Here is a 15,965-nt window from a genome sequence, read left to right on the forward strand (position 1 = left end):
GGGCCGGTCCAGGTGCGCTCGGGGTGGGTGGTGCTCATGGCTCAGGCCTCCTGCTCTGCGGGGACGACGGCGCCGTCGCGGGTGCGGCCGGTGGCCTGGTCGCGTCCCGCCTGACGCTGCCGTCCGGCGTCGCCACCGGCGATGTCACCTCGAACTCGGCCGTGCTGTGGGCGCGCTCGTCCGGCCGTTCGCGTCTGCACGCCACGCTGCGCGCGGTCGACGAGGACGGGAAGGTGCTGCGCGGCCGCTTCGCTCGCGGGCTGACCCTGCGCTCCGGCTGGGTCGACGGGGCCACCGACCACACCGCGAAGATCCTCGCGGACACGCTGCCCTCCGGCACCCGCTTCGAGGTGACGTACGCGTTCGAGGACGAGGCCGGCCGCCTGGGCGAGTCGGCCGTGGCCCGCTTCACGACGGCGCCCGGCGCGCGGTTCGGCCGGAAGACCTCCGCCGCCCAGTCCTTCGTGTGGACCGCGGACACCGCGGGGCAGGGCTACGGCATCAACCCGGAGATCGGCGGCATGCGCGGCTACGCGGCGATGCATGCCACGAAGCCCGACTTCTTCCTGCACTCCGGCGACACGATCTACGCGGACAACCCCATCCCGGAGACCCTCGAGGTGGCCGGCGAGCCCACCTGGCGCAACCTCGTCACGGAGGAGACGTCCAAGGTCGCCGAGACGCTGAACGAGTTCCGCGGCCGCCACCGCTACAACATGATGGACGACAACCTCCGCGCCCTGTACGCGGACGTCCCCGTCATCGCCCAGTGGGACGACCACGAGACGACCAACAACTGGTGGCCGGGCGAGGTCCTCGAAGACCCGCGCTACACCCAGGTCCGTGACGTGGACACGCTGGCCGCCCGCGCCCGCCGCGCGTGGCAGGAGTACATGCCGATCGCCGACTCCACGGCCCTGCGCCGCGGCTCGGGCTTCGAGCCGGCCCGCATCTACCGCAGGATCCCCCGCGGCGCGACGCTCGACGTGTTCGCCCTGGACATGCGCACCCACAAGGGCGAGAACACCCCGGGGCTCGAGACCCACGAGACCCCGATCCTGGGCGAGGAGCAGCTGCAGTGGCTCATCCGCGGGCTGCGCGCGTCGACCGCCACGTGGAAGGTCATCGCCAACGACCTGCCGCTGGGCCTGATCGTCCCCGACGGCACGGGGCAGGAGTCCCTGTCCAACGGCGACGACGGCGCCCCGCTGGGCCGCGAGCTGGAGATCGCCCGCCTCCTGAAGGCGATCAAGGACCACGGCGTGAAGAACGTCGTGTTCCTCACCGGCGACGTCCACTACTGCGCGGCGCACCACTACTCCCCCGACCGCGCGGCGTTCACCGACTTCGAGCCGTTCTGGGAGTTCGTGGCCGGCCCCATCAACGCCGGTTCCTTCGGCCCGAACACGCTGGACGGCACCTTCGGTCCGCGGCTGGACTTCGAAGCGCACGGCCCGGTCATGGGCTCCCCGCGCTCCGGCGAGCACCAGTACTTCGGCCACGTGGAGATCCCCGAGGACGGCCGCGAGTTCCGGGTGCGTCTGATCAACGCCGCCGGCCGGACGGTCTACTCGCGCACGCTGACGGCGGCCTGATCCGCCGTGCCGCGCGGCGGGTGACGCCCCCAACGGGGCGTCCCCCACGGCGTCGTCGGCGGACCGTCAGTCGGTGATCAGGCCCTCCTCGCGGAGCCAGTCCCACGCGACCTGGGTGGGCTCCTCGCCGTCGACGTCCACCCGGGCGTTCAGGCGCGCGGCCGTCGCGTTGTCCAGGCGCGCGGTCACGGGCGCCAGCAGGTCGGCGATCTCGGGGTGCTGGGCCAGGACCTCCTCGCGCACGATGGGGGCCGCGTTGTACTTCGGGAAGAAGCTCAGCGGGTCCTGCAGGGTCGTCAGGTCCAGCGCGGCGATCCGCCCGTCCGTGGAGTACGCCTCCCCGAAGGTGCACGACCCGTCCGCCACCGCGGCGAACACCGCCCCGATGTCCATCTGGCGCAACCGGGATCCGGTGGGCCGTTCGATCCCGTAGGCCTCGAGCATGGGCAGGAACCCGTCATTGCGGGCGGCGAATTCGGCACTCACGCAGAAGGACTGGTCCTCCGTGGGGAGGTCCTTGATGTCCGCGAGTGTCTCCAAACCGAGCTCCTCCGCCCGGTCCTGGCGCACGGAGAAGGTGTAGGTGTTGTCGAGTTCGGCCGGCGGCAGCCACACCAGGCCCTGCTGCGCGTCCTCGTCCCGGACCGCGGCCCACTGCGCCTGGGCGTCCGGGATCGGATCGGTGTGGCCCAGGTACGTGATCCAGGCCGTCCCCGTGTAGTCCCACTCGACGTCCACGACGCCGGCGACCTGGGCCTGGCGCGCACTGAGCGAACCCGGCATGTTGGTCAGATCCTCGACGTCGGCCCCCGCGGAGCGCAGCAGGATCGCGGTGATCTTGCCGAGCACGACGCCCTCGTTGAAGTTCTTGGACCCCACCGCCACGTGGGCGCCCTCGAGGTCGATCCCGGCGACGTCGCCGGCGGGCGTGCCCGAGGGCAGGTAGCCGCCGGCGGTGCTCAGCCCGCACCCGGACAGGACCAGGGAGGCCGCCAGGCCGAGCGCGGCGAGCGCGGCACGCGCGGGGGTCCGGCCGCGACGGCGGGATGGGAGGGTCGCGCGCGGGGTGGTCATGCGAGCCCCCTCGGGGTGGCCAGCGTCTCGACGAGGCGGCCGATCCACTCGATCATGAGGGCGAGGGCGGCCACGAGGATCGCCCCCGAGACGAGCAGCGGGAAACGGAACAGGACGATCCCGGTCTGGATGAGCAGGCCGAGGCCGCCGGCGTCGATGAACGTCGCGAACGCCCCGGTGCCCACCAGCAGCACCAGGGCGGTCCGCAGACCTGCCATGATCACGGGCAGGGCCAGGGGGAGCTCCACCCGGAGCAGGGTCTGCAGCGGGGACATGCCCATGCCGCGGGCCGCCTCGACGACGGTGGGGTCGACGCCCCGCAGCCCGGCCAGGGTGTTGGCCAGCACGGGCAGGAACGCGTAGAGGGACAGGGCCAGGACGGCGACCCGGAAGCCGAACCCCCACGCCATGGCGAGCAGGACGATCACACCGATCACGGGAGCGGCCTGGCCGGCGTTGGCCAGCCCCATGGCGACGGGGGTGAACCGCCGGGCGGCGGGGCGGCTCAGCAGCACGCCGAGCGGGACGGCCGTCGCCACGACCAGAACGGTGGACACGCCGACGAGGGCCAGGTGCTCGCCGGTGAGGCGCAGGACGGTGGGCCAGGTCAGCAGCCGGGCCTCGACGTCGTCGAGGGCGGCCCCGCGCACCCAGACGGTCCACCCGATCAGCAGGGCGGCCACCAGCAGCGGCAGGCCGATCAGGAGCAGGCGGTCCTCGGCGGAGGCCGCACGCAGCCGGGCGATCATGGCCGAGCCTGCTCGTCGCCGGCGCGGGCGTGCGCGCGCAGCGTCGGATAGTCGAGCAGACCGATGACCGTGCCATCACGGACCACGGCGATCTCCTCCGTCGGGGCCGTGACCAGCACGGCGAGGGCCTCGCTGATCGGGGTGGCCGCGTCGAGCACGGGCCCGCCCGGCGGCGTGCCCGTCGGGTGCTGTGCGATCGGGCGCAGCGGCAGCGAGTCGACCGACCGCAGCCCCAGCCGCTTGAGCCCCGCCCCCGACCCCACGAAGTCGGCCACGAACTCGGTGGCCGGCCGCGCCAGGACCTCTTCGGGGGTGGCGTACTGGGCCACGTGCGCGCCGGGTTCGAGCACCAGGATCCGGTCGCCCAGGAGCACGGCCTCGTCCACGTCGTGGGTGACCATCACGATGGTCTTGCCCACCCTGGCCTGGATGTCGAGCATCTCCTGCTGCAGGCGCTGGCGGGTGAGGGGGTCCACGGCGCCGAAGGGCTCGTCCATGAGCAGCACGGGAGGATCCGCCGCGAGGCCCCGCGCCACGCCGACGCGCTGCTGCTGTCCACCGGACAGCTCGCGCGGAAAACGGTCTCGATAGATCGCCGGGTCCAGGCCGACGAGGTCGAGCAGCTCGTCCACGCGCTCGGCGATGCGTCGGCGGTCCCACTTGAGCAGGCGCGGCACCAGGCCGACGTTCTCGGCGACGGACAGGTGGGGCATCATCCCGCCACCCTGCACGACGTAGCCGATCTGACGGCGCAGCCGGGTGGGGTCGCGGCGTGTGATGTCCTCCCCACCGATCAGGATCCGCCCGGAGGTGGGCTCGATGAGGCGGTTGATCATCTTCAGCGAGGTGGTCTTGCCGCAGCCGGACGGGCCGACGAACACCACGGTCTCCCCCGCGGGGATGATGAGATCCAGGGCGTCCACGGCGGGACGGTCCTGCCCCGGATAGAGCTTCGTCAGGGACTCGAGACGGATCTCGGCCCCGGCGTCACGGTCGGTGCTCATGCGCGCAGTCCCTTCGAGATGGTGAGCCGGCCGAGCAGCACGAGCAGCCCGTCCAGGACGAGGGCGACGACGACGATGCCGAGGGTGCCCACGAGGGCGTAGTTCAACGCGTTGGCGCCGCCCAGGGAGACCAGCCCCGTGAAGATGTACGAGCCCAGTCCGGGCCCCAGAACGTAGGCCGCGACCGCGGCCACGCCCATGCCGAGCTGACCCGCGACCCGGATGCCGGTGAGGATCACGGGCCAGGCCAGCGGGAGACGCACCCGGGTGAACAGCGCCACCGGCCCCATGCCCATCCCCCGGGCGGCCTCCAGCACCTCCGGGTCCACGCCGCGCAGACCCACGAGCGCGTTGCGGAGGATGGGCAGCAGGGCATAGAAGACCACCACCACGACGGCGGGGACGGTCCCGATGCCCACCAGGGGGATCAGGACGCCGATGAGCGCGAAGGAGGGCAGGGTCAGCCCGACGGCCGTGAAGGCGTTCGCGATCGGGGTCAGGGCCTTGATCCGCGTGGCGATCACGGCCAGCGCGATGGCGAGCACGGTGGCGATGGCCAGCGCCTGCAGCACGAGCCACCCGTGCTGCCACGCCCGGAAGAGGATGTCCGGCCAGCGTGAGGCGAGGAACTCGCTCATGCGGCCTCCACGCCGGCAGCGCGCCCCTGGGCGGCCCGGGCGTCTGCGGGGCGGGGCAGGACCGTCATCGTCGTCTCCTTCGGTCCGGGTGGGGCGGGCGTGCTCTTGCACGTTACCCGAGAGGGTGGCGCTCCCTGTGTTCTGCATCACGACGGGGGTCACCGGCACCGCCACGGATGGCCTGCCGACCGGGCGACGGGCAGGACGGCCTGCGCTAGCGTGTCGGCCATGTCTCGCTCCCACTCCGACGCCCTCGACGCGTCCGGCCCCGACTCCGGGGGCGCCGTCGCCGCGCCCCGCCGCCGCTTCGGCCTGCTGCCCCGCATCCTCGTCGCGATCGTGGCCGGCGTCCTCGTCGGCCTGGTAGCGCCGACCTGGCTCGTGCAGGCCTTCGCCACCTTCAACGGGCTGTTCTCGAACTTCCTGGGCTTCATCGTCCCGGTGCTGATCCTGGCGCTCGTCGCCCCCGCGATCGGCGACATCGGCCGGGGCGCGGGGAAGCTGCTGGCCCTGACCGGCGGCATCGCCTACGGCTCCACCCTGTTCGGCGGCTTCGGCGCCCTGCTGGTCTGCCTGCTCGTCTTCCCGCTGATCCTCACGCCCGGGTCCTTCGAGGCGATGGCCAACCCCGAGGACGCGCTGCTCGGCCCGCTGTTCGAGGTGCAGATGGACCCGCCCTTCGGCGTGATGACGGCCCTGCTGCTCGCGTTCGTGCTCGGCATCGGCCTGACGACGCTGCCGCGCGGTGCCCTGCACGAAGGCTTCGACCAGCTGCGATCCATCATCGTGCGGGTCGTCATGGGCCTGATCGTGCCGCTGCTGCCCGTCTACATCTTCGGCGTGTTCCTGAACATGACCGCCGCCGGCGAGGTCTTCAAGGTCATCACCACGTTCCTCGGCGTGATCCTGCTGGTCTTCGGCCTCACCGTGGTGCTGCTGCTCGTCCAGTACGTCGTCGCCGGCGCGATCGCGGGCCGCAACCCGTTCACGGCCCTGAAGACGATGCTGCCGGCCTACGCGACGGCCCTGGGCACCTCGTCCTCGGCGGCGACCATCCCGGTGACCCTGCGCCAGACCCTGCTGCTTGGCGTGCGCCGGCCGATCGCCTCGTTCGTCGTCCCGCTGTGCGCGACGATCCACCTGGCCGGCTCCACGGTGAAGATCGTCTCGTTCTCCATCGCGGTGCTGTTCCTCTCGGGCCAGTCGATCGACGTCCCGGTGTTCGTGGGCTTCATCTTCATGCTGGGCGTCACCATGGTCGCGGCGCCCGGCGTGCCCGGCGGCGCGATCGTGGCGGCCTCGGGCCTGCTGTCCTCGATGCTCGGCTTCACCGAGCCGCAGGTCGCGCTCATGGTCGCCACGTACATCGCCATCGACTCCTTCGGCACCGCCACCAACGTGACCGGCGACGCCGCCATCGCGATGATCGTCGACAAGATCGCCGGAGACCGTCTCATCGAGGACTCCGAGGACGAGGGCCTGGAGCGCCGCGACGACGAGGAGGCCGCCACCGGCGCCGACGCCGGCTGACCCGCCCCGCACACACCACGGCCCCCTCCCTGTCTGCAGCTCCGGGAGGGGGCCGTCGTCGGGACGGGCGGTGTCAGCCGCGCAGGCCCCGCTCCGCCTCGGCGCGCACCGCGCGCCGCTGCCCCGGGGAGCGCACGACGACGTCGCTCATCTCCTCGAGCGTCTTGCCCTTGGTCTCGGGGACGAAGGCCGCCACGAAGGCCAGGGACAGCGCCGCCATGACCGCGTACAGACCGTAGGCGAGGGTCAGGCCGATGTCCGCCAACCACGGGAACGTGGTGGAGACGGTGAAGTTCGCCGCCCACTGCGCGGCGGCGGCCACGGCGAGCGCGCCGGCGCGGATGCGGTTCGGGAACATCTCGCCCAGCAGCACCCAGACCAGCGGACCCCAGGTGGCGCCGAAGAACACCACGAAGGCGTTCGCGGCCACCAGCGCCACCGTGGACCACGGCTGAGGCAGAGACACGGACTCGGCGCCGCCGGTCTGCGCGAAGGAGAAGGCCAGTGCCATCAGGCCGAGGCTGACCGTCATGCCCGCGGAGCCGGCGATCAGCATGGGGCGACGGCCGACGCGGTCCACCAGGGCGATCGCGATGAAGGTGACGGCGATGTTCGTGACCGAGGTGATCACGGTGACCGTGAGGGCGTCCGACTCCCCGAAGCCCACCGAACGCCACAGGGTGGTGGAGTAGTAGAAGATCACGTTGATGCCCACGGCCTGCTGGAAGACGGAGAGCAGGATGCCGATCCACACGATCGGCTGCAGGCCCGCCGACGGTCCGCGCAGGTCCGCCAGCGACTCGCGGCGCTCCGAGTCCAGCGAGCGCCGGATGTCCTCGATCATCAGGTTCACCCGGTCCACGCCGGTGAACTCGTGCAGGACCTCGGCCGCCTCGTCCGTACGACCGCGGGCGACCAGGTAGCGCGGGGACTCCGGCAGCTTCAGGGCGAACAGGCCGTACAGCACCGCCGGGACGGCCTCGGCCAGGAACATCCAGCGCCAGGCGTCGACACCGAGCCAGAACGGCTGCGCCGCTCCCCCGGCCATCGTCGCGAAGAGCGCGTCCGTGAGCAGCGCGGCGAAGATACCGAGGACGATCGCCAGCTGCTGGAGCGAGCCGAGGCGCCCGCGCACATGGGCCGGGCTGACCTCCGCGATGTACGCCGGAGCGATCACGGACGCGGCGCCCACGCCCAGGCCGCCGACCATGCGCCAGAAGATCAGGTCGACCACGCCGAACGCCAGGCCCGAGCCGATGGCGGAGACCAGGAACAGGATCGCGGCGATCACCATCACGGGCACGCGGCCGCGGCGGTTGGCGACCGGCCCGGCGAACCAGGCGCCGAGTGCGCAGCCGATCAGCGCCGAGGAGACGGCGAAGCCCGTGAGACCGGCGCCGAGGCCGAACTCCCCGGCGAGGGCGTCCACGGCGCCGTTGATGACAGAGGTGTCGAAGCCGAACAGGAAGCCGCCGAGCGCGGCGGCGACCGAGATGCCGACCACCTTGGCGTTGAGGCGAGACGTCGCGCCGCCGCCGGACCGGGTCGCTGTCATGATGGGTCCTCTCTGGGTGGCGCCCGACGGCCCGCTGCGCGCCGGTGCGTCCGCACAGTGTGTTCTCCGCTCGGCGAGCGTGCAAGTCGCACAGCCCCTCTCCCCGCCTCCCGGCGAGGCGGCGGGCGTCAGGGGGAACCGTGCCCGCTGTGCCCGCCGTGGTCGCCGCCGTGCCGGGAGGTCTGCCGCACAGGGCTGCGGCAGACGGCGCCTCGGGGCACGGGGCAGAATGAGGGCCATGTTCGTCGTCCTGGGCCCCGCCCCCGCCTCCGTCGGCAGCCCCGGCGCCTGGTGGGCCGTGGACGGGGACGACGCCTCTCCCCTGGGATCCTGCGCCGCCGGGTCCGTGGCCGGGCTCGTGGCCGGTCTGCCCGCCCGCCTGGGCGTGGACCCGAGCACGGTCCGCTGGGTGCTCGCCGACGTCGGGACGGAGTACGCCGCCTGGCTGGCGGCGGGGGTGCGGGTGGATCGGTGCTGGGACCTGGCCCTCGTCCAGCGGATCCTGCGGCACGCGGCAACGGCGCCGGGCAGCGGGGTGCGTTACACGCCCGTGGCGCAGCTCGAGGTCGCCGACCCGACGGAGCCCGAGCGCCCCGCGCGGGTGCCCGCCGGTCAGGAGTCCTTCTTCGACCTGCCGGACGAGACCGGCCCTGCCCCGGACGTCACCTTGCTCGCGGCCGAGCTGGCCGCGCAGCGGGCGGCCGTCGAGGGCTCGGCCCACCCGCACCGGCTGCGGCTGCTCGCGGCGGCGGAGTCGCAGGGCGCACTCGTGGCCGCGGAGATCCGGGCGGCGGGTCTGCCGTGGGACCGGGGCGTGCACGAGGCGCTCCTCGCCGAGCAGCTCGGCCCCCGGCCTGCACCGGGCGAGCGTCCGGCCCGCCTGCAGGCCCTGGCCGAACGCATCGCCGACGTCCTGGGCTCCCCCGGGCTGAGCCCCGACTCGCAGCCGAGCCTGCTGCGGGCGCTGCAGACGGCGGGCGTGGCCGTGGAGTCCACGCGGCAGTGGGACCTGAAGCACTGGATCGACGCCGGCGGCGCGGAGCGCGAGGCGCGGGCCGCGCTGCTCGCGCCGCTGCTGGAGTACAAGGCCCTGGCCCGGCTGTGGACGGCCAACGGCTGGCACTGGCTGGACCAGTGGATCGGCGACGACGGCCGGTTCCACGCCGCCTACCTGGTCGGTGGCGTGGTGACCGGGCGGTGGGCCGCCCACGGCGGTGGGGCCATGCAGATCCCGGCCGGGGTGCGCGACGCCGTCCGCGCAGACCCCGGGTGGACGCTGACCGTGGCCGACGCCTCCCAGGTGGAACCGCGCATCCTCGCCGCGATGGCCGCCGACGAGGCACTGGCCCGTGCCGGGACCACGCCCGACCTGTACCGGGAGGTGGCGGAGCAGGGCCGGGCGGCCGGCACCGCGCTGGCCGACCGTGGGCGCGCGAAGATCGCCCTGCTGGGTGCGATGTACGGCTCGACGACGGGCGACTCCGCGGCGCTCATGCCGCACCTGCGCCGGCTCTACCCGCGGGCGATCGGCCTGCTCGAGCGGGCGGCCTCCGTCGGCGAGGGCGGCGGCCAGGTGTCCACGTGGCTGGGCCGCTGGTCCCCCGCACCGGGGCGGAAGTGGCAGGAGTCCGTGTCCGACGTCGGCACCCAGGCCGCCGAGTCCGCGGCCCGACGACGGCGGCGCTCCCAGGGCCGCTTCACCCGGAACTTCGTGGTGCAGGGCACCGCAGCCGAGTGGGCGCTGTGCTGGATGGGCGAGATCCGCCGTCGACTGCGGTCGGCGGGCATGCGCACGGAACTCGTGTTCTTCGTCCACGACGAGGTCGTCCTGCACGGACCGGCCACGGAGGCCGAGGCCGTGCGGACGGTCGTGACGGAGTCCGCGAGCGCCGCCGGTCGTCTGCTGTTCGGTCCCGCCCCCGTGGACTTCCCCCTCACCGTCTCCAGCGTGGGGTCGTACGCGGACGCGAAGTGAGGGGCGGCAGGGCATCGGTCGCGGTCACAGCCTCCGTGCGCCGCACCGGGCCGAGGACCCTGGGACCTGGCACGATGCGGGACGAGGGCCGATCCTGGAGAGCGCCCGAGACACCCCCGAGAAGGAGACCGCATGCCCGTCGCCCCGCGTCCGTCCGACGACGCCGCGTCCCCGGTCTTCACCCCGCACCAGCAGCGCATCCTCGCGGTGCTCCTCATCCCGATCTTCATGTCCCTGCTGGCCGTGTCCAGCATCAACGTGGCGCTGCCCGCCCTGCAGCGGGGCCTGGACGCCAGCGACGCGGAGCTGCAGTGGGCCATCTCCGGCTACACCCTCGTGTTCGGCATGGTGCTCGTGCCGGCGGGCCGGGCGGGTGACCTCTTCGGACGACGCCGGCTGTTCATGGTGGGCCTCGGCGTGTTCGCGCTCGGTGCGCTCCTGTCCGGCCTGGCGCCCACGGGCGTCCTGCTCGTGCTCGCACGCCTCGTCATGGGCGTGGGCGCGGGCCTGCTCAACCCGCAGGTCACCGGCTTCATCCAAAGCGAGTTCTCCGGCGCCTCCCGCGCCCGGGCGTTCGGGGCGCTCGGCGCCGTCGTCGGGGTGTCCGTGGCGGTGGGGCCGCTGCTCAGCGGCGGGCTCATCGCGTGGCTCGGCGGCGACCTCGGCTGGCGCGCGACCTTCCTGGTGAACGTGCCGATCGCCCTCGGCGCCCTCGTCGTGGCCCGCCACTGGCTGCCACGCACCGCCCCCGCGCGGGCGCGGCGCCCGGACCTGGACCCGGTCGGCGTCGTCCTGCTGGCGGGCGCCCTCGTGGCCGTCATGCTCCCGTTCCTGGACCGTGAGCTCGGGCCGTGGCGGGTCGTGCTCGTGCCCGTCGGCATCGGCCTGGCCGCCCTCTGGACACGCTGGGAGGCCCGCTACGCCCGACGGGGCCGCGCCCCGATGGTGGACCTGCGCCTGTTCCAGACCCGCAGCTTCGCGTGCGGCGCCCTGCTGATCGCCATCTACTTCACCGGCTCGACCAGCATGTTCGTGGTGATCGCCATGTTCATGCAGAACGGGCTGGGCTACCCGGCGCTGCACGCCGCACTCATCGGCCTTCCCTCGGCGGTCATGTCGAGCGTGATGTCCACCGTGGCCGGTCGCGTGGTGCTGCGCACGGGCCGGAAGATCGTCGTCCTCGGCATCGCGCTGGCGCTGCTCGCCGTCGTGGGCTCCATCGGGGTGGCGTGGGCCAACCGGGAGTTCGGCCTGAGCCCGTGGTGGCTGCTGCTCACCCTGGGCATCCTGGGCGCCGGACAGGGGCTGGTGGTCTCCCCCAACCAGACCCTCAGCCTGGCCGAGGTCCCACCGCGGCACTCCGGCACCGCCGGCGGCGTCCTGCAGACCGGCCAGCGCGTCGGCACGGCCGTCGGCACCGCCGTGATCGTGGGGGTGTTCCTGGGCGTCGCCTCCGGTGCCGACTGGGACGGGGCGTTCATGGCCGCCTTCGCGCTGGTGGCCGGGTGCCTGGCCCTCGCGCTCCTCGTCGCACTCGCGGACCTGCGCGGACCACGGACGGCGGCCCCCCGTGGCTGAGCCCCGCCCCGGGGACGTGCGCGTCACCCCCGGCCCCGGCGCACCCCGCGGGCTGGTCATCCCCGCGGGCGAACTCGTCGAGCGCTTCTCCCACGCCTCCGGCCCGGGCGGTCAGGGCGTGAACACGGCGGACTCGCGGGTCCAGCTCAGCCTGGACCTGGCGGCCACCTCCGCCCTCGACGACATCCAGCGCGCCCGCGTCCTCGCGCGGCTGGCGCCCCGGCTGGCCGGGACGGTGCTCACCGTCAGCGTGGCGGAGCACCGGGCCCAGCGGCGCAACCGGGTGGCCGCCCGCGAGCGGCTCGCGGCGCTGCTGCGCGAGGCCCTCGCCCCGCCGACGCCGCGGCGGGCCACGACGCCGACGCGCGGCTCCCGGCGGCGCCGCCTGGAGGCCAAACACCGTCGCTCCGAGGTGAAGCGCACGCGCCGCCGCCCCGGCCTCGACTGAGGTCGCTCGCCCACAGGCGGCGGCTCAGTCCCGCCCGGTCACCCCACGGCCCGCGGCCGAGCGGTGACCCCACGCGTCGCCACGCCGGGCGAGGTAGTCCTCCTCGGGCCAGCTGCTCACCCCGGACACGCGCATCCTCACCACCCGGCCGTCGTCGCCGAGGTCGAACGGGATGCGCTCCCCCGACGCGCCGAAGCCGTCCTCGTCCTCGGGCAGGAACGTGGTGGCGTCCAGCGCTCGCAGCTCGTGCATCCTGTCCCGGGGGCCGGGGGTGCCGGGGTCGATCAGCACGAGGCGCTCACCGGCGCGAACCACGTCCGTCTCGCCCCACAGGGAGACGTAGCGGCCGGTCAGCCGGTCGAGGTCGTCGGTCGTGACACCGGCGGGCAGCGCCTGCCCGTCGGCGGCGTCCTGGGCGAGCAGGTCGATGAGCTCGACGAGGCCCACCGCGAGCGCGTCCGCCGGACCGTCCACGGCGTTGGTGAGCACGCTGACGGTCAGACCGGTCGCCGGGTCCACCAGGGTCCGGGTGATCTGCCCGGGGAAGCCGCCGGAGTGGCCCACGAGCCGTCGTCCGCCCACGCTGATCCCGATCAGGCCGAGCCCGTAGGTGCCCGTCCCGGTCCCCCGCGGGAAGGAGGCCTCGGCCCGGTGCATCAGGCGCAGCGCGTGCTCGTCCAGCAGCTCGCGCCGATCCAGTGCGAGAGCGGAGAAGAAGCGGCTGAGCTCCTCCGCCGTGGAGACGAAGCCGGTGGCCGCGGCCAGCGCGCCGGTGGCGGTCGGCGCCACGGTCACGCGACGCCCACGGCCGTGGGCCCGGGTGTGGCCGACGACGGCCCGGCCCGCCGCGTCGTCGTCGATCTCGGGGCGGGTGTCGGTAAGGCCGAGCGGGACGAGGATGTCCTCCGTGACGTGCTCGGCGTAGCCGCGGCCCGTGACAGCCTCGATGATCGCCCCCAGCAGGCCGTACCCGATGTTCGAATACTTGAACCGCTCCTGCGGGGCGTAGGTGGCGCCGTGGTCCCGGACGATCGCGCGCAGGGCGTCGGCGTCCGGGAAGGGGCCGTCGAGCTGCCAGTGGTCCGCGTCCACCCCGTCGCGGATGGCGCCGGAGGTGTGCGAGAGCAGCTCGCGGACGGTGACCCGGGCCAGCGGGGTGTCGGCACAGTCGGGCAGTCGTTCGGCCACGGTGTCGTCCAGGCGCAGACGACCGGCGGCGACCAGGCGCAGCACGGCGACGGCCGTGAAGGTCTTGGAATGGCTGGCCACGCGGAACAGGTGGCCGGTGGTCAGCTCCGCCCCGGTGTCCTCGTCGGCCACCCCGAACGCGGCGGAGAGCACCAGCTCGTCGCCGAGCCGGACGGCCACCTGGGCGCCGGGCACGTGCTGCGTCTCCACCTGGGTGGCCAGCCACCGGGACAGGTACGGGGCCACCTCCCGGAGGCGGTCGAGGGACGGAGCGGGCGGCGGGGCGGGGGTGGTCTGGGTCACGAGAGGCCACTGTACGACGCCGGCCGCGCGGGCTCAGGCGCGGGCGTTCTGCGATTCCGGGTCCAGGGGCGCGTGGGCGGGGTTGGACAGGGAGAGCACGACGGCGGCCACGCGCGGGTGCTCGAGGAGGGCGTCCTCCACGCGCTGGAGCAGGACCGCGGCCTCGCTCTCCCGCTCGTCCCCGGCCAGGTCCACGGCCCCGACGACGAAGAGCTTCTCCGGGCCGACGTACTCCAGGTGCAGGTAGCTCACGGAGAGCACCTCGGGCCGCTCCAGCAGCCAGCGCAGCACCCGGGTCCGGACCACCGGGTCGGCGACCTCGCCGACGAGGAACGCCATGTTCCGCGAGAGCAGGAAGATCGCGACGACCCCGAGCAGCACGCCCACGAGGATCGAGCCGGCGGCGTCCCACCGGGGGTCCCCGGTGAGCTGGTGCAGGGCGAGGGCGCCCGCCGCGATGGCCAGGCCGATCAGGGCCGAGGCGTCCTCCACCCACACGGCGCGCAGGGTGGGGTCCGAGGTCTGGCGCAGGAACGTGGCATCGCTGATGTGCCGCCGCTCCGCGTCGCGGCGGACGCGCCGGTGCGCGTTCAGGAACGAGACGCCCTCGAGCACGAACGCGACGGCGAGCACGATGTACGCGATCGTGTACTCCGCCTCCTCCTCGGGGGCGGACCAGGCCGTGATCCCGTGCCAGACCGAGACCGCCGAGCCCACCGCGAACAGGCCGAAGGCCGCGACCATCGACCACACGTAGGCCGCCCGCCCGTAGCCCAGCGGATGCCGCGCGTCGGGGGCTCGGCCGGCCCGACGCTCCGCCAGCAGCAGGAAGACCTCATTGCCGGCGTCGGCCCAGGAGTGCGCGGCCTCCGCCACCATCGCGGCTGAGCCGGTGACCGCGCCCACGATCGACTTGACGACGGCAATCACCGTGTTCACGCCGAGGGCGATCAGGACGGTCAGCAGGCTCTCGCCGCCGGTCTCGGCGGCGGGCGAGGCGGAGTGGGCGGGCGAGGCGACGGCGGGCGGGGTACGGGTCATCCCCCGAGTCTGCCCCTGCAGGCGGGTGCCGGGCCAGGCTCGCCATGTCCGGGTCCGCCGGTCCGGGAGCGCGAGACGGGGTCCACGCGGATCGGCGTCGCCGAGCCCGTGAGGTCTCCGCGGGCGCGGCCTAGCGTGGGGCCATGACGGATTCTCCCCTGCACCTCGACCGCCCCGACGCCCCCCGCATCATCGTGCTCGGCGCGACGGGCTACGCCGGATCCCTCGTCGTGGACGCCCTCGTGGCCCAGGGCGCACGGCCCGTGCTGGCGGGCCGGAACCGGGACTCGCTCCAGCACGCGGCGAGGCGGCACGACGGGCTGGAGGTCGCCGTCGCCGACGCCGGGGACCCCGCCTCGCTGAGGGCCCTGGTCACGGAGGGCGATGTGCTGGTCTCCACGGTCGGCCCCTTCGAACGCTACGGCCGACCGGTCGCCCGCGCCGCCGCGGAGCGGGGCGCGCACTACGTGGACTCGACCGGTGAGATCGGCTTCGTGAAGGACCTCAAGGCGGACCTGGACGCCACCGCCCGACGCACGGGCGCCACCCTGCTGCCCGCCCTCGGCTTCGACTACGCGCCGGGCATGCTGGCGGGCGGGCTCGCGCTGGCGGCGGCCGATGGACGCGCACGGTCCCTGCAGATCGGCTACTTCGCCGACGGCGAGCTGGACCCCCGCGTCGACCTCAGCCACGGGACGCGGCAGACGATGGTGGACGCCCTCACCGAGCGAGCCATCACGTGGCGCGGCGGGCGACTGGCGACGACGGGCCTGGCCAGCCGATCGGCCGTCTTCCGGGTCGACAGGCAGGACCGCCGCGGCGTGCTGTTCGGCGGCACGGAGTCCCTGTTCCTGCCGCGGATGCAGCCCGGCCTGGACGAGGTCGAGGTCTTCAACGGCTGGTTCCCGGCCCGGCCCACGCAGATCGGCGCGGCCGCCCTCGGCGCGGTGGGGTGGCTCCCCGGCGTCGCCCGCGGCGTGCAGGCCCTGCTGCGGCCCCTGGCCGGGGACCCCGGTGGTCCCGACGCCGCGGACCGGGCACGCACGGGCTCCCGGGTCGGGGCGATCGCGCGCGACGCGGCCGGCCGCGTCGTGGCGGACGTGCACCTGCGCGGCCCCAACGCCTACACGTTGACCGGGGACCTCATGGCCTGGGGCGCCCGGCAGCTCGCCGCAGGCCGGGCCCGCGAGGCCGGCGTCGTCAGCCCGATCCAGGCGTTCGGCCTCGACGACTTCGAGAAGGCCTGCGCCGCGGCCGGCCTGGTGCGGGCATGATCCCGACGACTGC

General features: G+C 74.0%; 13 protein-coding genes. 6 read left to right on the top strand and 7 right to left on the bottom strand.

The features are described 5' to 3' along the window. Positions 1 to 1,595, top strand: a 1,595-nt coding sequence (locus J1M44_RS10090) for an alkaline phosphatase D family protein (protein ID WP_446724875.1), incomplete at its 5' end; no start/stop codon positions are given. A gap of 66 nt (positions 1,596 to 1,661) precedes the next feature. On the opposite strand, the gene J1M44_RS10095 is transcribed toward J1M44_RS10090, so the two are convergent. From J1M44_RS10095 to J1M44_RS10110, 4 genes are read right to left on the bottom strand one after another with little or no spacing between them, the layout of a single operon-like run. Next, positions 1,662 to 2,669 (bottom strand): glycine betaine ABC transporter substrate-binding protein, encoded by a 1,008-nt coding sequence (locus J1M44_RS10095; RefSeq protein ID WP_206480921.1) that lies wholly within the window; start codon positions 2,667 to 2,669, stop codon positions 1,662 to 1,664. Continuing rightward, positions 2,666 to 3,418 carry an ABC transporter permease gene (locus J1M44_RS10100; RefSeq protein WP_002855193.1) on the bottom strand — a complete coding sequence of 251 codons (753 nt, stop codon included), beginning with the start codon at positions 3,416 to 3,418 and terminating at the stop codon, positions 2,666 to 2,668. Before J1M44_RS10100 ends, J1M44_RS10095 begins: the two co-directional genes overlap by 4 nt. Beyond that, positions 3,415 to 4,422 (bottom strand): ABC transporter ATP-binding protein, encoded by a 1,008-nt coding sequence (locus J1M44_RS10105; protein WP_206480922.1) that lies wholly within the window; start codon positions 4,420 to 4,422, stop codon positions 3,415 to 3,417. Before J1M44_RS10105 ends, J1M44_RS10100 begins: the two co-directional genes overlap by 4 nt. Continuing rightward, positions 4,419 to 5,060: an ABC transporter permease gene (locus J1M44_RS10110; protein WP_002855197.1), complete on the bottom strand. Its 642-nt coding sequence runs from the start codon at positions 5,058 to 5,060 to the stop codon at positions 4,419 to 4,421. The genes J1M44_RS10105 and J1M44_RS10110 overlap by 4 nt, the downstream gene beginning before the upstream one ends. Before the next feature lie 228 nt (positions 5,061 to 5,288). On the opposite strand from J1M44_RS10110, the gene J1M44_RS10115 reads away from it, so the two are divergent. Further along, positions 5,289 to 6,590: a dicarboxylate/amino acid:cation symporter gene (locus J1M44_RS10115; RefSeq protein ID WP_206480923.1), complete on the top strand. Its 1,302-nt coding sequence runs from the start codon at positions 5,289 to 5,291 to the stop codon at positions 6,588 to 6,590. Positions 6,591 to 6,663: 73 nt separating this feature from the next. Here the strand turns inward: J1M44_RS10115 and J1M44_RS10120 are convergent, their stop codons facing one another. Further along, the gene (locus tag J1M44_RS10120; protein WP_206480924.1) at positions 6,664 to 8,145 is read right to left on the bottom strand and encodes a sugar porter family MFS transporter; all 1,482 of its coding nucleotides are present in this window, start codon (positions 8,143 to 8,145) and stop codon (positions 6,664 to 6,666) included. Between the two features lie 238 nt (positions 8,146 to 8,383). Between J1M44_RS10120 and J1M44_RS10125 the strand changes: the two genes are divergently transcribed. The 3 genes from J1M44_RS10125 (at position 8,384) to arfB (ending at position 12,146) form a co-directional block, all read left to right on the top strand. Next, the gene (locus J1M44_RS10125; RefSeq protein ID WP_206480925.1) at positions 8,384 to 10,120 is read left to right on the top strand and encodes a bifunctional 3'-5' exonuclease/DNA polymerase; all 1,737 of its coding nucleotides are present in this window, start codon (positions 8,384 to 8,386) and stop codon (positions 10,118 to 10,120) included. Between the two features lie 132 nt (positions 10,121 to 10,252). Continuing rightward, the gene (locus J1M44_RS10130; RefSeq protein ID WP_206480926.1) at positions 10,253 to 11,698 is read left to right on the top strand and encodes an MFS transporter; all 1,446 of its coding nucleotides are present in this window, start codon (positions 10,253 to 10,255) and stop codon (positions 11,696 to 11,698) included. Then, the gene (arfB, locus tag J1M44_RS10135) at positions 11,691 to 12,146 is read left to right on the top strand and encodes an alternative ribosome rescue aminoacyl-tRNA hydrolase ArfB (RefSeq protein ID WP_206480927.1); all 456 of its coding nucleotides are present in this window, start codon (positions 11,691 to 11,693) and stop codon (positions 12,144 to 12,146) included. The genes J1M44_RS10130 and arfB overlap by 8 nt, the downstream gene beginning before the upstream one ends. Before the next feature lie 24 nt (positions 12,147 to 12,170). On the opposite strand, the gene J1M44_RS10140 is transcribed toward arfB, so the two are convergent. Together J1M44_RS10140 and J1M44_RS10145 are read right to left on the bottom strand one after the other, a co-directional pair. Beyond that, positions 12,171 to 13,637: a serine hydrolase gene (locus tag J1M44_RS10140; protein ID WP_206480928.1), complete on the bottom strand. Its 1,467-nt coding sequence runs from the start codon at positions 13,635 to 13,637 to the stop codon at positions 12,171 to 12,173. Between the two features lie 33 nt (positions 13,638 to 13,670). Further along, positions 13,671 to 14,678, bottom strand: coding sequence for a cation diffusion facilitator family transporter (locus J1M44_RS10145; RefSeq protein ID WP_206480929.1), 1,008 nt, complete (start codon positions 14,676 to 14,678; stop codon positions 13,671 to 13,673). Positions 14,679 to 14,821: 143 nt separating this feature from the next. On the opposite strand from J1M44_RS10145, the gene J1M44_RS10150 reads away from it, so the two are divergent. Next, the gene (locus tag J1M44_RS10150) at positions 14,822 to 15,952 is read left to right on the top strand and encodes a saccharopine dehydrogenase family protein (protein WP_206480930.1); all 1,131 of its coding nucleotides are present in this window, start codon (positions 14,822 to 14,824) and stop codon (positions 15,950 to 15,952) included. Positions 15,953 to 15,965: the final 13 nt, after the last annotated feature.

The sequence above is a fragment of the Micrococcus sp. KRD128 genome (assembly GCF_017168395.1).
Lineage (GTDB): Bacteria > Actinomycetota > Actinomycetes > Actinomycetales > Micrococcaceae > Micrococcus > Micrococcus luteus.

What these genes read in the sequence shown, in the direction of transcription:
- J1M44_RS10095 (WP_206480921.1), bottom strand. Translation starts at nt 2,669, where the DNA reads ATGACCACCCCGCGCGCGACCCTCCCATCCCGCCGTCGCGGCCGGACC.
- J1M44_RS10100 (WP_002855193.1), bottom strand. Translation starts at nt 3,418, where the DNA reads ATGATCGCCCGGCTGCGTGCGGCCTCCGCCGAGGACCGCCTGCTCCTG.
- J1M44_RS10105 (WP_206480922.1), bottom strand. Translation starts at nt 4,422, where the DNA reads ATGAGCACCGACCGTGACGCCGGGGCCGAGATCCGTCTCGAGTCCCTG.
- J1M44_RS10110 (WP_002855197.1), bottom strand. Translation starts at nt 5,060, where the DNA reads ATGAGCGAGTTCCTCGCCTCACGCTGGCCGGACATCCTCTTCCGGGCG.
- J1M44_RS10115 (WP_206480923.1), top strand. Translation starts at nt 5,289, where the DNA reads ATGTCTCGCTCCCACTCCGACGCCCTCGACGCGTCCGGCCCCGACTCC.
- J1M44_RS10120 (WP_206480924.1), bottom strand. Translation starts at nt 8,145, where the DNA reads ATGACAGCGACCCGGTCCGGCGGCGGCGCGACGTCTCGCCTCAACGCC.
- J1M44_RS10125 (WP_206480925.1), top strand. Translation starts at nt 8,384, where the DNA reads ATGTTCGTCGTCCTGGGCCCCGCCCCCGCCTCCGTCGGCAGCCCCGGC.
- J1M44_RS10130 (WP_206480926.1), top strand. Translation starts at nt 10,253, where the DNA reads ATGCCCGTCGCCCCGCGTCCGTCCGACGACGCCGCGTCCCCGGTCTTC.
- J1M44_RS10145 (WP_206480929.1), bottom strand. Translation starts at nt 14,678, where the DNA reads ATGACCCGTACCCCGCCCGCCGTCGCCTCGCCCGCCCACTCCGCCTCG.
- J1M44_RS10150 (WP_206480930.1), top strand. Translation starts at nt 14,822, where the DNA reads ATGACGGATTCTCCCCTGCACCTCGACCGCCCCGACGCCCCCCGCATC.